Annotated in this window: 14 protein-coding genes; 5 read left to right on the top strand and 9 right to left on the bottom strand. The window is 70.2% G+C overall.

Translation table 11 applies throughout. The features are described from left to right. Positions 1-163: 163 nt before the first annotated feature. The 7 genes from AB0N16_RS15485 to AB0N16_RS15455 form a co-directional block, all read right to left on the bottom strand. Positions 164-1207: a PAC2 family protein gene (locus AB0N16_RS15485; protein ID WP_365796833.1), complete on the bottom strand. Its 1044-nt coding sequence runs from the start codon at positions 1205-1207 to the stop codon at positions 164-166. 163 nt (positions 1208-1370) lie between these two features. Continuing rightward, a complete protein-coding gene (locus tag AB0N16_RS15480; protein ID WP_123978345.1) occupies positions 1371-2042 on the bottom strand; it encodes a FadR/GntR family transcriptional regulator in 672 nt (223 codons plus the stop codon). A 100-nt stretch (positions 2043-2142) separates the two neighbouring features. Continuing rightward, entirely contained in the window at positions 2143-2313 is a 171-nt protein-coding gene (locus AB0N16_RS15475) for a hypothetical protein (RefSeq protein WP_365796831.1), read from the bottom strand. A gap of 173 nt (positions 2314-2486) precedes the next feature. Next, on the bottom strand, positions 2487-4103 hold the full coding sequence (locus AB0N16_RS15470) for a glycerol-3-phosphate dehydrogenase/oxidase (RefSeq protein ID WP_365796829.1): 1617 nt from the start codon (positions 4101-4103) through the stop codon (positions 2487-2489). Between the two features lie 54 nt (positions 4104-4157). Then, positions 4158-5696, bottom strand: coding sequence for a glycerol kinase GlpK (glpK, locus tag AB0N16_RS15465; protein ID WP_365796827.1), 1539 nt, complete (start codon positions 5694-5696; stop codon positions 4158-4160). 81 nt (positions 5697-5777) lie between these two features. Beyond that, positions 5778-6572, bottom strand: a complete 795-nt coding sequence (locus AB0N16_RS15460; RefSeq protein WP_365796825.1) for an MIP/aquaporin family protein — start codon at positions 6570-6572, stop codon at positions 5778-5780. A 376-nt stretch (positions 6573-6948) separates the two neighbouring features. Beyond that, positions 6949-7713, bottom strand: coding sequence for an IclR family transcriptional regulator (locus tag AB0N16_RS15455; protein WP_365796823.1), 765 nt, complete (start codon positions 7711-7713; stop codon positions 6949-6951). A gap of 380 nt (positions 7714-8093) precedes the next feature. Here AB0N16_RS15455 and metH point away from each other — a divergent pair, with 380 nt between their 5' ends. From metH to AB0N16_RS15440, 3 genes are all read left to right on the top strand, one after another. Further along, positions 8094-11609: a methionine synthase gene (metH, locus tag AB0N16_RS15450; protein ID WP_365796821.1), complete on the top strand. Its 3516-nt coding sequence runs from the start codon at positions 8094-8096 to the stop codon at positions 11607-11609. A 130-nt stretch (positions 11610-11739) separates the two neighbouring features. After that, positions 11740-12441 (top strand): HAD family phosphatase, encoded by a 702-nt coding sequence (locus AB0N16_RS15445; RefSeq protein ID WP_365796819.1) that lies wholly within the window; start codon positions 11740-11742, stop codon positions 12439-12441. A 423-nt stretch (positions 12442-12864) separates the two neighbouring features. Further along, positions 12865-14469, top strand: a complete 1605-nt coding sequence (locus AB0N16_RS15440) for an ABC transporter substrate-binding protein (RefSeq protein ID WP_365796817.1) — start codon at positions 12865-12867, stop codon at positions 14467-14469. Positions 14470-14538: 69 nt separating this feature from the next. Here the strand turns inward: AB0N16_RS15440 and AB0N16_RS15435 are convergent, their stop codons facing one another. Together AB0N16_RS15435 and AB0N16_RS15430 are read right to left on the bottom strand one after the other, a co-directional pair. Continuing rightward, the gene (locus AB0N16_RS15435; RefSeq protein ID WP_020939010.1) at positions 14539-15210 is read right to left on the bottom strand and encodes a response regulator transcription factor; all 672 of its coding nucleotides are present in this window, start codon (positions 15208-15210) and stop codon (positions 14539-14541) included. 15 nt (positions 15211-15225) lie between these two features. Continuing rightward, on the bottom strand, positions 15226-16167 hold the full coding sequence (locus AB0N16_RS15430; RefSeq protein WP_365796815.1) for a RecB family exonuclease: 942 nt from the start codon (positions 16165-16167) through the stop codon (positions 15226-15228). A gap of 140 nt (positions 16168-16307) precedes the next feature. On the opposite strand from AB0N16_RS15430, the gene AB0N16_RS15425 reads away from it, so the two are divergent. Together AB0N16_RS15425 and AB0N16_RS15420 are read left to right on the top strand one after the other, a co-directional pair. Continuing rightward, a complete protein-coding gene (locus tag AB0N16_RS15425; RefSeq protein WP_365796813.1) occupies positions 16308-17945 on the top strand; it encodes a site-2 protease family protein in 1638 nt (545 codons plus the stop codon). A gap of 71 nt (positions 17946-18016) precedes the next feature. Next, positions 18017-18919, top strand: coding sequence for a tRNA (adenine-N1)-methyltransferase (locus AB0N16_RS15420; RefSeq protein ID WP_351700261.1), 903 nt, complete (start codon positions 18017-18019; stop codon positions 18917-18919). The last annotated feature ends 265 nt before the right edge of the window (positions 18920-19184 follow it).

Genomic DNA, 19184 nt, shown 5'->3' with positions numbered 1-19184 from the left:
CCACGTCGCCGCGTACGGCGGCAGGCTCTATCGGCCCAACGCCCGCTTCACGACCGCGCCGACGCCCGGCACGACGTACTCCGCCACCGTGGTCGACGCCTGAGGCGTGACAGGAAGAAGGGGCGGTACGCGTCACGCGTACCGCCCCTCGTCCGGCCTTCGTTCAGTCCTCGGAGGTGTCCTCGCCCTCCGGGCCCAGGTCCTCGTCGGAGTCCGCGGAGTCGTCCGTGTCCGCGGGATTCCCCGTGGTCCCGGGCGTGTCGGGCTTCGGCGCTCTGGGCGGCCGGGTCTTGCCGCTGGGGTTGTCCCGCAGGTACGACGCGCTGTCGGTGCCGTCCGCCGTGGCGTGCCCGCCGGACGGCGGGTTCACATCCCGGCGCCGGAGATAGCGCTCGAACTCACGAGCGATCGCCTCGCCCGACGCCTCCGGCAGCTCGGCGGTGTCCCGGGCCTCCTCCAGCGTCTGCACGTACTCCGCGACCTCGGTGTCCTCGGCGGCCAGTTGGTCCACCCCGACCTGCCAGGCGCGCGCGTCCTCGGGCAGCTCGCCCAGCGGGATCCGCAGGTCGAGCAGGTCCTCCAGACGGTTCAGCAGCGCCAGCGTGGCCTTCGGGTTGGGCGGCTGGGAGACGTAGTGCGGGACGGCCGCCCAGAGCGAGACCGCCGGGACGCCCGCGTGCGTGCAGGCCTCCTGGAGGACGCCGACGATGCCCGTCGGACCCTCGTACTTGGTCTCCTCCAGGTCCATCCGCTGGGCCAGGTCCGAGTCGGACGTGACCCCGCTGACCGGCACGGGACGCGTGTGCGGGGTGTCACCGAGCAGGGCGCCCAGGACGACCACCAGCTCCACGCCCAGCTCATGGGCGAAGCCGAGCAGCTCGTTGCAGAACGAGCGCCAGCGCATGGACGGTTCGATGCCCCGCACCAGCACCAGGTCGCGCGGCTTGTCGCCGCCGACCCGGACCACCGACAGTCGTGTGGTCGGCCAGGTGATCTTGCGCACGCCGGCGTCCATCCACACCGTGGGGCGGTTCACCTGGAAGTCGTAGTAGTCCTCGGCGTCCAGGGCCGCGAACACCTCGCCCTTCCATTCCCGCTCCAGATGCGCGACCGCGGTGGAGGCGGCGTCGCCGGCATCGTTCCAGCCTTCGAACGCGGCCACCATGACTGGGTCGATCAGCTCGGGAACCCCCTCCAGCTCGATCACCCAGCGCCTCCTTCCGACGTACCCTCGCGTACGCCCCAACCTTACGGCGTCCGGCGGGGGCGCCCGCAGCCCCCTTGCACGGGGGAGTGAACGGATCACTGCCCCGTTCGCCACCCTCGAACACCCCGATTCGGCGAGGAACCGCTCACGGGTAGTAAGCGCTTCACAAACTGCTGCGCAGCCACTGCTCCACGCTTGCGATGTGCACGGTCGCCCAGGAGCGGGCCGCCTCCGCGTCCCGGTCGCGCAGCGCGGCCAGGATCGCCCGGTGCTCCCGCAGGGTCCGGGCGACCGCGTCCTCCTGGGTCAGGCCCCGCCAGATCCGGGCCCGCGTGGTCGGCCCGGACAGCCCGTCGAGCAGCGAGCAGAGCACCGAGTTCCCGGAGCTCTGCACGATGCCCCGGTGGAACTCCAGGTCGCAGGCGACCAGCTCCTCCACCGAGGGTTCAGCACCCAGCGCGTCCAACTGGGCCGCCAGCGCGTCCAGTTGCTGCTCGCTGATCCGGGAGGCGGCCATCGCGGTCGCGGCCGGCTCCAGGATCCGGCGCACCGCGAGGAACTCCAGGACCGTGTCGTCGCGGTGGAAGTCGACGACGAAGCTCATCGCCTCCAGGAGCAGTTGCGGGTCCAGGCTGGTGACATAGGTGCCGTCGCCCTGCCGGACGTCGAGGATCCGGATCAGCGACAGGGCGCGCACCGCCTCCCGCAACGAGTTGCGTGACAGGCCGAGTTCGGCGGCGAGTTCGCTCTCCTTCGGCAACCGGTCACCGGGGCGCAGCGCACCGGAGACGATCATGTCCTTGATCTTCTCGATCGCCTCATCGGTGACTGCCATACCGGCCTCCTCGTCGCTGAGACATCCGATGTCTCAGCCACATTATGCGACCTGGTCAGGCACAGCCGCAGCGCCTGCCGGTGGCCTGCGGGCGGCGGGCTCACTCCGCGTCGAACCACTCCTTGCCGGGCGCCGCGTGCCGCACCCGGCCGGTGAGGCCCGGCTCGGCCGTGGTGAACCCGAACTCCGCGCCGAACGGCATCGCCCCCTCGCCGGTGATCAGCCATATGCGGCCCCGGTGCGCGCCGTTGACGACCGGCTGCCAGTGCACGCCGCAGCCGTCGGTGCCCGACGACGGGCGCGCGAAGGGGGCGGCTCCCTAGGGGAGAGGGGCCGCCCCCTTCGCAGACCCGACCCCGGTACGGCGGGGCCGGGACTCCAGCGGCTGCCGGACCGGTCAGGGGACCCGGCGCACCGCCCGTATCTCGTCCGCCTCGCGGCGGGTCACTTCTTGTCGAGCAGGTCCTGGACCTTGGCCTTGACGTCGTCCGTGGCCAGGCCGCGGATCGTCAGGGTGGTACGCCGGCGCAGCACGTCGTCCGTCGTCTCGGCCCACTCGTGGTCGCGGGCCCAGACGACCTGGGCCCAGATCTCCGGGGCGTCCGGGTGGACCCGCTCGGCCAGCTCCGGGTGCTCGTTGGCGAGCCGGGCTATGTCGAAGGCCAGCGAACCGTAGTGGGTGGCCAGGTGCTTGGCCGTGTCGGCGGCCATGCGCGGGCCGGGGGCCGGGTTGTCCACCAGCAGCCGGTGGGCGACCGCACGGGGGTTGGCGACGCCGGGCAGCGGCAGCTTCTTCGGCAGCGACGCGATCGGCTCGAAGTCGTCGCCCAGGGGGTGCCCCGGCAGCGCCTCCAGCTTCTCCATCACCGTTCGGCCGATGTGCCGGAACGTGGTCCACTTGCCGCCCGCGACGGACAGCATGCCGCCCTTGCCCTCGGTGACCACGGTCTCCCGCTTGGCCTTGGCGGTGTCGCCGGGGCCGCCCGGCAGCACCCGCAGGCCCGCGAAGGCGTAGGTGATCAGGTCGCGCCGGAGCTGCTGGTCCCGGACCGAGAACGCGGCCTCGTCCAGGATCTGGGCGATGTCCTTCTCGGTGACGGAGACGTCCGCCGGGTCGCCCTCGTACTCCTCGTCGGTGGTGCCGAGCAGGAGCATGTCCTCCCAGGGGAGGGCGAAGGTGATCCGGTACTTGTCGATGGGGGTCGCGAGGGCGGCCTTCCACGGGGCCGTCCGCTTCAGGACCAGGTGCGCGCCCTTCGACAGACGGATGGACGGGGCCGCGTTCGGGTCCTCCAGCCGGCGCAGGTGGTCGACCCAGGGGCCGGTCGCGTTGAGCACCAGCCGGGCGTTGACGCCGAACTCCTCGCCGGAGACCCCGTCCTTGAGATCGGCGCCGGTCACCCGGCCCTTGGTGAAGCGCAAGCCGGTGACCTGGGCGTGGTTGAGGACGACCGCGCCCGCCTCGACGGCCGCGCGGACCGTCATCAGCGCCATGCGCGCGTCGTTCATCTGGTCGTCGCCGTACACGGCCACGGCCTTCAGGTTCTCGGTGCGCAGCTCCGGCACGTCCCGCTGCGCCCGCGCGGGCGAGAGCAGGTGGCCTACACCGTCACCGAACGCGGAGAGCGCGGAGTAGGCGAACACGCCCGCTCCGAGCTTCGCCGCGCCGTGCGGACCGCCCTTGTACACGGGGAGGTAGAACGTGAGCGGGTTCGCCAGGTGGGGGGCCACCTGGCGGGAGACCGCACGGCGTTCGAAGTGGTTCTCCGCCACCAGCTTCACCGCGCCGGTCTGCAGGTAGCGCAGACCGCCGTGGAGGAGCTTGGAGGAGGCGGAGGAGGTGGCGCCGGCGAAGTCGCCGGCGTCGACCAGTGCCACCCTGAGCCCGGACTGCGCGGCGTGCCAGGCGGTGGAGATGCCCAGGATGCCGCCGCCGATCACGAGAAGGTCGTACGACGCCTTGGAGAGCTGCTCCCTGGTCTCGGCCCGGCTCGGGTTCGAGCCGGAGGCCGGGTGCGTCCCCAGGGCAGGTACGGACTGCAGGGTGGACTGACTGGTCATGTCGGGTTCTTACTCCTCGTCAGAGCTCGATCGTGAGAGCGGTGCGCGCTCTCGTCAGCTCTCGTCGTCGATCCAGCCCATGGTCCGCTCGACGGCCTTGAGCCAGTTCTTGTACTCACGGTCGCGGGTCTCCGCGTCCATGCGGGGGGTCCACTCGGCGGCCCGGCGCCAGTTGGCGCGCAGTTCGTCGGTGCTGGACCAGAAGCCGACGGCGAGGCCGGCGGCGTAGGCGGCGCCGAGGCAGGTGGTCTCGGCGACCATCGGGCGCACCACGGGCGCGTCCAGGACGTCGGCGAGGGTCTGCATCAGCAGGTTGTTGGCGGTCATGCCACCGTCGACCTTGAGCGCGATCAGCTCGTCGCCGGAGTCCTTGACCATGGCGTCGGCGATCTCGCGGGTCTGCCAGGCGGTGGCCTCCAGGACCGCGCGGGCCAGGTGCGCCTTGGTGACGTACCGGGTGAGACCGGCGATCACACCGCGGGCGTCGGAGCGCCAGTGCGGGGCGAACAGGCCGGAGAAGGCCGGTACGAAGTAGGCGCCGCCGTTGTCCTCGACCGAGAGCGCGAGCGTCTCGATCTCGGCCGCGGTGGAGATCAGGCCCATCTGGTCGCGCATCCACTGCACCAGCGAGCCGGTGACGGCGATCGAGCCCTCCAGCGCGTACACCGTCGGCTGGTCGCCGATCTTGTAGCCGACCGTGGTCAGCAGGCCCGCGTAGGAGTTGATGATCTTGTCACCGGTGTTCATCACCATGAAGGTGCCGGTGCCGTAGGTGGACTTGGTCTCGCCCTCGGAGAAGCAGGTCTGGCCGAACAGGGCGGCCTGCTGGTCGCCGAGCGCGGAGGCCACCGGGATGCCGCCGAGCAGCTCGCCCAGGGGTCCGCCGGTGACCTCGCCGTAGACCTCGGCGGAGGAGCGGATCTCGGGCAGGATCTGCAGCGGCACGCCGATGGACTCGGCGATCTTCTCGTCCCACTGCGTGGTGTGCAGGTTCATGAGCAGGGTGCGGGAGGCGTTGGTCACGTCGGTGACGTGCTTGCCGCCGTTGACACCGCCGGTCAGGTTCCAGATGACCCAGGTGTCCATGGTGCCGAAGAGGATGTCGCCCGCCTCGGCGCGCTCCTTGAGGCCGTCGACGTTGTCGAGCAGCCAGCGGGCCTTGGGACCGGCGAAGTAGGAGGCCAGCGGGAGGCCGGTCTCGCGGCGGAAGCGGTCCTGGCCGACGTTGCGGCCGAGCTCCCGGCAGAGGGCGTCGGTGCGGGTGTCCTGCCAGACGATGGCGTGGTAGACGGGCTCACCGGTGTTCTTGTCCCACAGCACGGTGGTCTCGCGCTGGTTGGTGATGCCGATGGCCTTGATGTCGTCGCGGGTGATGCCGGCCTTCTGGATGGCTCCGGCGACGACTTCCTGGACGTTGGTCCAGATCTCGTTGGCGTTGTGTTCGACCCAGCCCGGCTTGGGGAAGATCTGCTCGTGCTCCTTCTGGTCGACCGAGACGATACGGCCGTCCTTGTCGAAGACGATGCAGCGGCTGGAGGTCGTGCCCTGGTCGATCGCGGCGATGAAGGGGCCTGCGGTGTGGGCGTCGGTCACTGTGTGCTCCTCGAAGATCCGTGGTGTGTGGCGGTACGTCTGCTGCTTCAGCGGAGGTCTGCCGGTAGCGGAGGTCTGCTTCTAAGCAAAAGCGACGTTGTAGATGCCTGCGGCTATCGCTCCGCCGATCAGCGGACCGACCACCGGGATCCAGGCGTAGCTCCAGTCGGAACCGCCCTTGTTGGGCAGGGGGAGCAGCGCGTGCACGATACGCGGGCCGAGGTCACGGGCCGGGTTGATGGCGTAGCCCGTCGGACCGCCGAGCGAGAGACCGATGGAGACGACCACCAGCGCGGTGATCAGGCCGCCCAGCACACCGAGGCCGTTGCCCTTGTCGTTGAGGCCCTGCGTGAGGACCGCCAGGATCAGCACGACGGTGCCGATGATCTCCGTGGCGAGGTTCTGCACCACGTTCCGGATCTCGGGACCGGTGGAGAAGATGCCGAGGACCGGGCCGGCGCCCTTCTCCTGCGCCTCGACGGCCTTGGCCGTGGTGGCCTGGGCGCCCGGGCCACCGACGATCTCCTTGTCGGTCAGGTGCGCGTGGAACTGGCCGTAGTAGGCGACCCACACCAGGGTCGCGCCGATCATCGCGCCGAGCAGCTGGCCGGCGAAGTAGACCGGAACGTTGCTCCAGTCGCTGTTCTTGATCGCGAGGGCGACGGTGACGGCCGGGTTGAGATGGGCGCCGGACAGAGGTCCGGAGATGTAGACCGCCGTCATGACGGCGAAGCCCCAACCGAAGGCGATGGCGAGCCAGCCGGCGTTACGGGCCTTGGAGGCCTTGAGCGTGACGGCGGCGCACACGCCACCGCCGAGCAGGATGAGTATGGCGGTACCGATGGTCTCGCCGATGAAGATGTCGGAGCTGGACACCCGCGACTCCTTTGTCCTTCGTCCAGGGAAGCCGAACCCCGAGTCCCGTCGGGGTGTTGGCGCCCTCGTGGGTGAGAGCGAATCCGGCCCTTGGCGTTGTCACACTCTAGCGCGTATTGCCGGTAGGTGTTCGACAATGCCGACCGATGGACGGGAGTCTCGCCCCGGCGTTACGCGTGCGTCAAGAGTTCTGTTACCGAAAGCGCGATCGTTATTGATTGCCGTGAGTTGTCGATCTTTGTCGGGATCGCGGGCCGGATGTGCTGCGGCAGCCCCGCTGAACTCCCCTTTTGTTCTGTTTTGTCCACATCAGAGTACGACTGAGGCCGGTCCGCCGACAGGCGGACCGGCCTCAGTGATGATCAGCGGAGGGTGGTCAGAACCGTCCCGCGCCCAGGTCGCGGGAGACCGCCCGGGCGCAGTCCCGCACCGCCGCGATCAGCTCGGGCTGCAGCTCCCCGTCCTTGCGCAGCCGCTCCACCGCGCCCGTGATGCCCACCGCGCCCACCGGCATGCGCCGCCGGTCGTGGATCGGGGCCGCGACCGAGGCCACACCCTCCCAGGTCTCCTCCACGTCCGCCGCGTACCCCCGTGCGCGCGTGATGTCGAGGATGTGTTCGAAAGCGTCCAGGTCGCAGGTCGTACGGTCGGTGAACGGCTTGCGGTCGGCCTCCAGGGCCTCGCTGTGCGCCACCGGGTCGTAGGCCGACAGCACCTTGCCGAGGGCTGTGGAGTGCAGCGGCTGCATCGCCCCGATCTCCAGCACCTGCCGGCTGTCGTCGGGCCGGAACACGTGGTGCACGATCAGCACGCCCTGCTGATGGAGAACGCCCAGGTAGACGCTCTCCCCGCTGGACCGGGCCAGGTCGTCCGTCCACACCAGCGCCCGGGCGCGCAGCTCGTGCACGTCCAGATAGGTGGTGCCGAGCCGCAGCAGCTCGGCGCCCAGCTGGTAGCGCCCCGAGGTCTCCTCCTGCTCGACGAACCCCTCCTGCTGCAGGGTGCGCAATATGCCGTGCGCGGTGCCCTTGGCCAGACCCAGTGACGAGGCGATGTCGGACAGGCCGAGCCGTCGCTCGCCGCCCGCGAGCAGCCGCAGCATCGCGGCCGCCCGTTCGAGCGACTGGATGTTCCGTGCCATCGCAGTCCTGCCTCCGTCCCCTACGACCCTCGCCGTAAGACTGCCGTAACCGTCGTTCGGCAATGTCGAACACTACCGGTCCATGTCGACTCTCCGCTAATGGTCGGTCGACACCTGTTACACCTGGCGTGGTCCCTGCCCATCGCAGGTGTGGTCCCCATGGCTCACCTCACCCGCGGTGCCCGGGCGCGGCGCGGACGCCATGGTGGGCGACATACTCGCCCATCCGGCCGCCCCACCGGTGCCCCCTCACTCGTCCGCCACATGGACGCCCTGCCCATCCAAGCCCACACCCGGTTAGGCTGGCGCAGTGCGTCCACGCCCGGGCCCGGCCCGACGGACCGCATAGCCGACAGCCGTCGCATCCAAGGGAGCCCTTCATGGCCTCGTCGCCACCGTCCCCTTCCGCCGACAGCCGGACCCGTGTGTCCGCGCTCCGAGAGGCGCTCGCCACCCGTGTGGTGGTCGCCGACGGAGCCATGGGCACCATGCTCCAGGCTCAGGACCCCACCCTCGACGACTTCCAGCAGCTGGAGGGCTGCAACGAGATCCTGAACCTGACCCGCCCCGACATCGTCCGCTCGGTCCACGAGGCGTACTTCGACGTGGGCGTGGACTGCGTCGAGACCAACACCTTCGGCGCCAACTACGCGGCGATGGCCGAGTACGACATCCCCGAGCGCGTCTACGAACTCTCCGAGGCGGGCGCCCGGATCGCCCGCGAGACCGCCGACGGCTATCTCGCCCGCGACGGCCGCCCGCGCTGGGTGCTCGGCTCCATCGGCCCCGGCACCAAGCTGCCCACCCTCGGCCACATCGGGTACACCACGATCCGCGACGCCTTCCAGCAGAACGCCGAGGGCCTGATCGCGGGCGGCGCGGACGCGCTGATCGTGGAGACCACCCAGGACCTGCTCCAGACCAAGGCCGCCGTGATCGGCGCCCACCGCGCCCGCGAGATCGCCGGCCTGGACGTCCCGATCATCGTCTCCGTCACCGTCGAGACGACCGGCACCATGCTGCTGGGCTCCGAGATCGGCGCCGCGCTCACCGCGCTGGAGCCGCTCGGCATCGACATGATCGGCATGAACTGCGCCACCGGCCCCGCCGAGATGAGCGAGCACCTGCGCTACCTCTCCCGGCACTCCCGTATCGCGCTGTCGTGCATGCCGAACGCCGGCCTGCCCGTCCTCGGCAAGGACGGCGCCAGCTACCCGCTCACCCCCTCGGAGCTGGCCGACGCCCACGAGACCTTCGTACGGGACTACGGCCTCTCCCTCATCGGCGGCTGCTGCGGCACCACCCCCGAGCACCTGCGCCAGGTCGTCGAGCGGGTCCGGGGCGTCACCCCGCCCGAGCGCAGCCCGCGCCCCGAGCCCGGCGCCGCCTCCCTCTACCAGACCGTCCCGTTCCGCCAGGACACCTCGTACCTGGCCATCGGTGAGCGCACCAACGCCAACGGTTCCAAGAAGTTCCGCGAGGCCATGCTGGACGCCCGCTGGGACGACTGTGTGGAGATGGCCCGCGAGCAGATCCGCGAGGGCGCCCACATGCTGGACCTCTGCGTGGACTACGTCGGCCGGGACGGCGTCGCCGACATGCGGGAGCTGGCCGGCCGTTTCGCCACCGCCTCCACGCTGCCGATCGTCCTTGACTCCACCGAGGTCCCCGTCATCCAGGCCGGACTGGAGAAGCTCGGCGGCCGCGCCGTCATCAACTCCGTCAACTACGAGGACGGCGACGGCCCGGAGTCCCGCTTCGCCAAGGTCACCGCGCTGGCGCGCGAGCACGGTGCCGCGCTGATCGCGCTGACCATCGACGAGGAGGGCCAGGCCCGCACCCCCGAGAAGAAGGTCGAGATCGCCGAGCGGCTGATCGAGGACCTGACCGGGAACTGGGGCATCCACGAGTCGGACATCCTCATCGACACCCTGACCTTCACCATCTGCACCGGTCAGGAGGAGTCCCGGGGCGACGGCATCGCCACCATCGAGGCGATCCGCGAGCTCAAGCGCCGCCACCCGGACGTCCAGACCACGCTCGGCCTGTCCAACATCTCCTTCGGCCTCAACCCGGCCGCCCGCATCCTGCTGAACTCCGTCTTCCTCGACGAGTGCGTCAAGGCGGGCCTGGACTCGGCCATCGTGCACGCGAGCAAGATCCTGCCGATCGCCCGGTTCTCCGAGGAGGAGGTGCAGACCGCCCTCGACCTCGTCTACGACCGCCGCACCGAGGGCTACGACCCGCTCCAGAAGCTGATGGCCCTCTTCGAGGGCGCCACCGCCAAGTCCCTCAAGGCCGGCAAGGCCGAGGAACTGGCCGCCCTCCCGCTGGAGGAGCGCCTCAAGCGCCGCATCATCGACGGCGAGAAGAACGGCCTGGAGGCCGACCTGGACGCCGCGCTCCAGGACCGCCCCGCCCTCGACATCGTCAACGAGACCCTGCTGGACGGCATGAAGGTCGTCGGCGAGCTGTTCGGCTCCGGCCAGATGCAGCTGCCGTTCGTCCTCCAGTCCGCCGAGGTCATGAAGTCCGCGGTCGCCTACCTGGAACCGCACATGGAGAAGTCGGACGCCGAGGGCAAGGGCACCATCGTGCTCGCCACCGTGCGCGGCGACGTCCACGACATCGGCAAGAACCTCGTCGACATCATCCTGTCCAACAACGGCTACAACGTCGTCAACCTCGGCATCAAGCAGCCCGTCTCCGCGATCCTGGAGGCCGCCGACGAGCACCGGGCCGACGTCATCGGCATGTCAGGCCTGCTGGTCAAGTCCACGGTGATCATGAAGGAGAACCTGGAGGAGCTCAACCAGCGAGGCCTGGCGGCCAGTTACCCGGTGATCCTGGGCGGCGCCGCCCTCACCCGCTCCTACGTCGAGCAGGACCTGTACGAGATCTACGAGGGCGAGGTCCGCTACGCCCGCGACGCCTTCGAGGGCCTGCGCCTGATGGACGCGCTCATCGGCGTCAAGCGCGGAGTGCCCGGCGCCAGCCTGCCGGAACTCAAGCAGCGCCGGGTGCGGCCGACCGCCACCGTCGAGGCCGAGGAGCGGCCCGAGGAGGGCCACGTCCGCTCCGACGTCGCCGTCGACAACCCGGTGCCCACCCCGCCGTTCTGGGACACCCGCGTCATCAAGGGCATCCAGCTCAAGGAGTACGCGAGCTGGCTCGACGAGGGCGCCCTCTTCAAGGGCCAGTGGGGTCTCAAGCAGGCCCGCACCGGCGAGGGCCCGTCGTACGAGGAACTCGTCGAGACCGACGGCCGCCCCCGGCTGCGCGGACTGCTGGACCAGCTCCAGACCGAGAACCTCCTGGAAGCGGCCGTGGTCTACGGCTACTTCCCGTGCGTCTCCAAGGACGACGACCTGATCATCCTGGACGAACGCGGCAACGAGCGCACCCGGTTCACCTTCCCCCGCCAGCGCCGCGGCCGCCGGCTGTGCCTCGCCGACTTCTTCCGCCCGGAGGAGTCGGGGGAGACGGACGTGGTCGGCCTCCAGGTCGTCACCGTCGGCTCCCGCATCGGCGAGCGGACCGCCGAGCTCTTCGAGGCCAACTCCTACCGCGACTACCTCGAACTGCACGGCCTGTCCGTCCAGTTGGCGGAGGCACTCGCCGAGTACTGGCACGCGCGCGTCCGTGCGGAGCTGGGCTTCGCCGGCGAGGACCCGAGCGACGTCGAGGACATGTTCGCCCTGAAGTACCGGGGCGCCCGCTTCTCCCTCGGCTACGGCGCCTGCCCGAATTTGGAGGACCGCGCCAAGATCGCCGACCTGCTCCAGCCCGAGCGGATCGGCGTCCAGCTGTCCGAGGAGTTCCAGCTCCACCCCGAGCAGTCCACGGACGCCATCGTGATCCACCACCCGGAGGCGAAGTACTTCAACGCACGGTGAGCGGTACGGCGACACGGAGACGTGTCCCACACAGCACACTGATCCGATAAGTCGTACACTGGTCGGTCCACAGCAGGCCGGTTCCCCGCATGGGAACCGGCCTGGTCGTCCCTCAAGGAGGTGCGCCCGGATGACCAGTACGGTCCCCGCGCTCGGAACCCGTACGGCGGAAGGCTCGGCACTTCAGGCGGTGCTCCTCGACATGGACGGCACCCTGGTGGACACCGAGGGCTTCTGGTGGGACGTCGAGGTCGAGGTCTTCGCCCACCTCGGCCACCCCCTCGACGAGTCCTGGCGCCATGTCGTGGTCGGCGGCCCCATGACCCGCAGCGCCGGGTTCCTCATCGAGGCCACCGGAGCGGCCATCACGCTCGCCGAACTCAGCGTGCTGCTCAACGACGGCTTCGAGCAGCGCATCGGCACCGCCCTGCCGCTGATGCCGGGCGCCAAGCGGCTGCTCGCCGAACTCTACGAGCAGCAGATTCCCACCGCCCTGGTCTCCGCCTCGCACCGGCGCATCATCGACCGTGTCCTGACCTCGCTGGGCCCCGAGCACTTCACCCTGTCCGTCGCCGGCGACGAGGTCTCCCGCACCAAGCCCTATCCGGACCCGTATCTGCTCGCCGCCGCCGGCCTCGGGGTCGATCCGGCCAGATGCGCGGTCGTCGAGGACACCGCGACCGGTGTCGCCGCGGCCGAGGCCGCCGGGTGCCAGGTGGTGGCCGTACCGTCGGTCGCGCCCATCGCCCCGGCCGAGCGGCGCACCGTGGTCACTTCCCTGGAAGAGGTCGACCTGGCATTCCTGCGCGGGCTGATGACGGAAATGCGCTAGCCGTTCACCCAGCGTGCGAAGAGCATTGGGTGAAATCCCGGCGTAGGTCATTCAACGAAATTCGCAACTGTTCAACCGGCTGAATTCCGATCCCCACCCCTCGGCTTGCGCGTGTGACGTTCCCCACGTGCACGGGGGTCGACAACGTTGCCCGGGTGTGCCGCTTCCCCCCTGATCGGGAGGAATTCAGGCACCCTTGTGTCCCGATTGGGGGGAGGCTGCACTAATCCTGCCGCCGTCGGGTTTTCGGTCTGTCCGCAGCCGGTTCCACTGCGTGATGGGACCTCAACTCATGCGCCCGTGAACCCTCCTGCGGGCGCGGACTAATCTCATCGCGAGAACATCGCCGTTACCCCCGTGGTCCGCTTCGACACCCCTGCATGCCGGATACACGGACTCGAACAGCTCTGGAGAACTTCGAGCATGAACCGCAAGACTTTGGTGCTGCCGGCTGTGATCGGCCTGCTCACTCCGGTTCTCGCCGCGTGCGGTGGATCCGGCAGTGGCAGCGCGAGTGACGGCGCGATCGTCGTCGGCACCACCGACCGGTTCACCGCCACGAAGGACGCCCCGGCGCCGGTCGACCCCGCCTACTCCTACGACGTCGGCGGCTGGAACATCCTGCGTCAGACGGTGCAGACCCTGATGAGCCAGCCCAAGGGCGAGGGCGACCCGGTCCCCGACGCGGCCGAGAGCTGCTCCTTCACCGACAGCGGCAGTGAGCGCTACGCCTGCAAGCTGCGCGAGGGCCTGGAGTTCTCCGACGGCAACGCCGTCACCGCCGAGGACGTCAAGTGGTCCATGCAGCGCGCCCTGCGAATCAAGTCCGACACCGGCGTCTACGCCCTCCTCTCGAACATCGACACCATCGAGACCCAGGGCGACCGCGAGGTCATCTTCCACCTCAAGACCCCCGACGCCACCTTCCCGTACAAGCTGTCCACTCCGGTCGCGGGCATCGTGAACCCGAAGGACTACGAGAAGGGCAAGCTCCGCGACGGCTTCGACATCGACGGCTCCGGGCCCTACACCTTCAAGGCCGACGTCAAGAACGACGAGATCGTCTCCGCCACCTTCACCAAGAACCCCAACTACAAGGGCAGCGTGAAGGTGAACAACGAGCAGGTCGTCATGCGCTCGTACAAGGACGCCGACGCCATGGGCGAGGCCATCGACAAGGGCGACATCGACCTGATGACCCGCACCATGTCGCCGTCCCAGATCAAGAAGCTCGACACCGGCGACGACGCCAACGTCGACCTCGTCGAGATGTCCGGCCTGGAGATCCGCTACCTCGGCTTCAACACCGACGCGCCCACGGTCAAGTCCAAGGCCGTCCGCCAGGCCATGGCCCAGGTCATCAACCGTGACGAACTCGTCGCCAAGGTGTACGGCACCCAGGCCGAGCCGCTGTACTCGCTGGTCCCGGCCTCCGTGACCGGGCACTCCAACTCCTTCTTCAACAAGTACGGCGACCCGAACGTCTCCAAGGCCAAGAGCCTGCTGACGGCGGCGAACATCACCACCCCGGTGAAGCTCACGCTGCACTACACGACCGACCACTACGGTCCGGCCACCAAGCAGGAGTTCGAGGTCCTCAAGCAGCAGCTCAACGACAGCGGCCTGTTCGACGTCAGCATCGAGGGCACCCCCTGGTCGAAGTACCAGACGGCCGAACGCAAGGGCGACTACGACGTCTACGGCATGGGTTGGTTCCCCGACTTCCCGGACGCCGACAACTTCCTCGCGCCGTTCCTCGACAAGGACAACTTCCTCAAGTCGCCCTACACCAACAACCGGATCATCAACACGCTGATCCCGGAGTCCCGCCGCACGGCCGACCGGGCCAGCGCCTCCGGCAGCCTGACCGAGATCCAGGACGACGTCGCCGACGACGTCCCGGTGCTGCCGCTGTGGCAGGGCAAGCAGTTCGTCGCCGCCCGCGACGACATCACGGGCGTCGCCTACGCCCTCAACTCCTCCGCCAGCCTCCAGCTGTGGGAGCTCGGCCGCGGCTCCAGCAGCTGACGACCGGTCACACGACGCGAAGGGCGCCCCCTCTCCACGGAGAGGGGGCGCCCTTGCCGTTTCCTCGGCCTACTGCGCGCCGGGCCGCACCAGACCGCTCTCGTACGCGTACACCGCGGCCTGCACCCGGTCCCGCAGCCCCAGCTTGGTCAGCACATGCCCCACATGGGTCTTCACCGTGGTCTCGCTGACGAACAGATCGGCGGCGATCTCCGCGTTCGACAGACCCCGCGCGACCAGCTTCAGTACCTCCACCTCACGGTCGGTGAGCGTGTGCAGGGTGTCCGGCACCGGCTCCTCGCCGGACGGCAGATGCGTGGCGTACTTGTCCAGCAGCCGGCGCGTGATGCTCGGCGCCAGCATCGCCTCGCCGCCCGCCACCACCCGGATCGCCTGCACCAGCTCGTTGGCCGGGGCGTCCTTCAGCAGGAAGCCGCTGGCGCCCGCGCGCAGCGCCTCCACCACGTACTCGTCGAGATCGAACGTGGTCAGCACCAGCACCTTCGCCGGGCCGTCCCGGCCGGGACCGGTGATCTGCCGCGTCGCCTCCACGCCGTCCATCCGGGGCATACGGATGTCCATCAGCACCACATCCGGCTGGAGGGCGCGCACCTGGTCGAGAGCCTGGAGGCCGTCTCCGGCCTCGCCCACGACCGCGATGTCCTGCTCGGCCTCCAGGATCATCCGGAATCCGGTTCGCAGCAGTGGCTGGTCGTCGACCAGTAGGACGCGGATGGCCACGGTGAGTCTCCTTCGCTAGTCCGCGCCCATTCTGCCCTGCGGAAGGTCCCCGGACTCCGCCGACCTGACCGGCAGCGGGTACGGCGGGGGAGTGCCACCGAACTCCGGGCAGTGCGCCTGGTGGTCGCACCAGCCGCACAGCTTCGTCGGACGCGGCCGCCACTCCCCGGACTCCGTCGCCTGCCGGATCGCCTCCCACAGCGCGAGCAGCTTGCGCTCCACCCGCTCCAGATCGGCGAGCACCGGGTCGTACGTCAGCACGTCACCGCTGCCGAGGTAGACCAGCTGCAGCCGCCTCGGCACCACGTTCTTCAGCCGCCACACCACCAGGGCGTAGAACTTCATCTGGAACAGCGCGCCCTCGGCGTACTCCGGTCGCGGCGCCTTGCCGGTCTTGTAGTCGACGATCCGCACCTCACCCGTCGGCGCGACGTCGACCCGGTCGATGATCCCGCGCAGCCGCAGCCCCGACTCCAGCTCCGTCTCGACGAACAGCTCCCGCTCCACCGGCTCCAGCCGCGACGGATCCTCCAGCGTGAACCAGCGCTCGACGAGCTGCTCCGCCTCACCCAGCCAGCGGGCCAGCCGCTCGCCCTCGGGATCGTCCGCGAACAGCTCACCGACCTCCGGCCTGCTCTCCCGCAGCCGGTCCCACTGCCCCGGAACCAGCGACTTGGCCCGCGGCACCGTCCGCTCCGTGGCCGGCGCGTCGAAGAGCCGCTCCAGGACCGCGTGCACCAGCGTCCCCCGGGTCGCCGCCTCGCTCGGCTTCTCCGGCAGCCGGTCGATGACCCGGAACCGGTACAGCAACGGACACTGCATGAAGTCACTGGCCCGCGACGGCGACAGCGAGGCCGGCGGACCGGCCGCCGCCGCCCGCACCGCCGTGACCGGCCCTTCCCCCTGAGCGACGGCTGCGTCCTGAGCCGGCGAGGCGTCCTCGATGCTGCTCTCCATGACCACAGACCATACGGCCCGCCACTGACAGTCACCCAACCCGCGCGACGCCCCGGCCAACACAAGGGGTGCCGGGGCGAAACGCGTCACGACGGCCGCATACCATCGACCGGAGACGATGCTTCTAACGAGGGGACACCGTGGACGTGAGCGGCGGGAGCGGGCAGCCCCGGTCGGACGACGCCGAACCGACCGAGCGGCCCGCAGGTCCTACGGCCCCGACCAACGACGGAGGCCCGGACCCCACCGACGCCCCGACGGCTCCGCCACGGGCCGGGACACCCGCCGACACCGGGAAACCGGAGTCGGAGCCCGCACCGCCCGCCGAGACGCCCACCCCGGAGAACAAGAACCCGAAGACGCCTTCCGAACCACCGGCCTCCGCCACCGACGAAACCCCCACCCCCGGCACCTCCGGCCCCGGCCCGTCCGACCCTGACGAGTCCGGTGCCTCCGGCGTCTCCGGCCCGGACGAGTCCGGTGCCTCCGGCGTCTCCGGCCCCGGCGTCTCCGGCCCCGAGGAGTCCGGCCCCGACGAGTCCGGCGCCACCGGCGACGACGAGTTCGGCGGCCATGGTCACGAGCACTCCGGTATGGCGAAGGGGCAGCCGCCGCGGCGGCCCAGGGAACCGGGCGGCGGGCTGCTCATGGGGCGGCCCTTCGGCGTACCCGTGTACGTCGCCCCCAGCTGGTTCATCGTCGCCGCGCTGATCACCTGGGTCTTCGGCGGCCAGCTCGACCGCGTGCTGCCCGAACTCGGCGCCGCCCGCTACCTCGTCTCTCTCTTCTTCGCCATCGCCTTCTACGCCTCCGTCCTGGTCCACGAACTCGCCCACACGGTCGCCGCGATCCGCTTCAAACTCCCCGTCCGCCGCATCCAGCTGCAGTTCTTCGGCGGCGTCTCCGAGATCGAGAAGGAGGCGGAGACCCCCGGGCGGGAGTTCGTGCTGGCCTTCGTCGGCCCCCTGCTCTCCCTCGCCCTCTCCGGCCTCTTCTACCTCGCCATGCAACCCGTCGAGCCCGGCACGGTCCCCGGCGTCCTGCTGGCCGGCCTGATGGTCTCCAACCTCATCGTGGCCATCTTCAACCTCCTGCCCGGCCTGCCCCTCGACGGCGGCCGGATGCTCCGCGCCGTCGTCTGGAAGATCACCGGCAGGCCCATGAGCGGCACCGTCGCCGCCGCCTGGGTCGGCCGCGCCCTCGCCGTCGCCGTCCTGATCGGCCTCCCGCTGCTCAACTACTCGGGCGCCTTCGGCGGCGGCGCCGAGGACGCCAACGGGATGGACGCCCTCACCGACGGCCTGCTCGCCGCCGTCCTGGCGGCGATCATCTGGACCGGCGCCGGCAACAGCCTGCGCATGGCGAGGCTGCGCGAGCACCTCCCGGAGCTGCGCGCCCGCACCCTCACCCGCCGCGCCGTCCCCGTGGAGACCGAGACCCCCCTCTCCGAGGCCCTGCGCCGCGCCAACGCCGCCGGGGCCCGCGCCCTGGTCGTCGTCGACGCCGACGGCAACCCCCTCTCCCTGGTCCGCGAGGCCGCCATCGTCGGCGTGCCCGAGCACCGCCGCCCCTGGGTCGCCGTCAGCGGCCTCGCCCAGGACCTCACCGACGGCATGCGCGTCTCCGCGGAACTGGCGGGAGAGGACCTCCTCGACGTGCTGCGCGCCACCCCCGCCACCGAGTACCTGGTGGTCGAGGAGACCGGCGAGATCTACGGAGTCCTGTCGGCGGCCGACGTCGAGCGCGCCTTCGTCCGGGCCATGGCCCGCCCCAGCTGAGCGCCGCTCCGCCCAGGCGGTGCGCGTTCCCCGTGGTCGGTGGCCTCCACAAACCCCGGTAGGCTGTTCACATGTCCGAACCGACCGGTGCCGCCCGCAGGCGCGGGCCCTTCAAGGTCGGGGACCAGGTTCAGCTGACCGACCCCAAGGGCCGCCACTACACGTTCACGCTCGAAGCCGGGAAGAACTTCCACACCCACAAGGGCTCCTTCCCGCACGACGAACTGATCGGCGCTCCCGAGGGCAGCGTTGTCCGCACCACCGGCAACGTCGCCTACCTCGCGCTGCGCCCCCTGCTCCCCGACTACGTCCTGTCCATGCCCCGCGGGGCCGCCGTCGTCTACCCCAAGGACGCGGGGCAGATCCTCTCCTTCGCCGACATCTTCCCCGGCGCCCGCGTCGTCGAAGCCGGCGTCGGCTCCGGCTCGCTCAGCAGCTTCCTGCTGCGCGCCATCGGCGACCAGGGCATGCTGCACAGCTACGAGCGCCGCGAGGACTTCGCCGAGATCGCCCAGCAGAACGTGGAGCGCTACTTCGGCGGTCCGCACCCCGCCTGGCAGCTCACCGTCGGCGACCTCCAGGACAACCTCTCGGACACCGACGTCGACCGTGTCATCCTCGACATGCTCGCGCCCTGGGAGTGCCTGGAAGCCGTCTCCAAGGCACTCGTGCCCGGCGGCATCCTGTGCTGCTACGTCGCCACCACCACCCAGCTCGCGCGGACCGTCGAGTCCATCCGCGAGATCGGCTGCTTCAACGAGCCGACCTCCTGGGAGACGATGATCCGCAACTGGCACGTGGAGGGCCTGGCCGTCCGTCCCGACCACCGGATGATCGGCCACACCGGTTTCCTGCTCACCGCCCGCCGCCTCGCCGACGGCGTCGAGCCGCCCATGCGCCGTCGCCGCCCCGCCAAGGGCGCCTACGGCGAGGACTACGACGGCCCCAACGCCGACGGCGGCACCGGCCGCTGAGCCGTCCGTCACCGCGTCGCAGCGTCAACGTACGAGCGCCGCTGCCGAGTTCCCCCGACCCGACCGGAACGCGGCAGCGGCGCTCACGCGTTGACACGACAGCACCCGACGCGACGCAGGCCCCCGGAACCCCACACCCCAACCCCACGGTCACGGACCCCCACCCCCACCGTCGCGGAAGCGAGCCCTGCCACCGCGGCGGCAGGGCGTCACGGAAGCCCACCTTGCCGTCGCCGCGGCTCACCGCCGGCACCAAAGCCTCCCC

Source organism: Streptomyces sp. NPDC051105 (assembly GCF_040682795.1).
Classification (GTDB): domain Bacteria; phylum Actinomycetota; class Actinomycetes; order Streptomycetales; family Streptomycetaceae; genus Streptomyces.
This window is presented reverse-complemented; position numbering and strand designations above follow the sequence as displayed.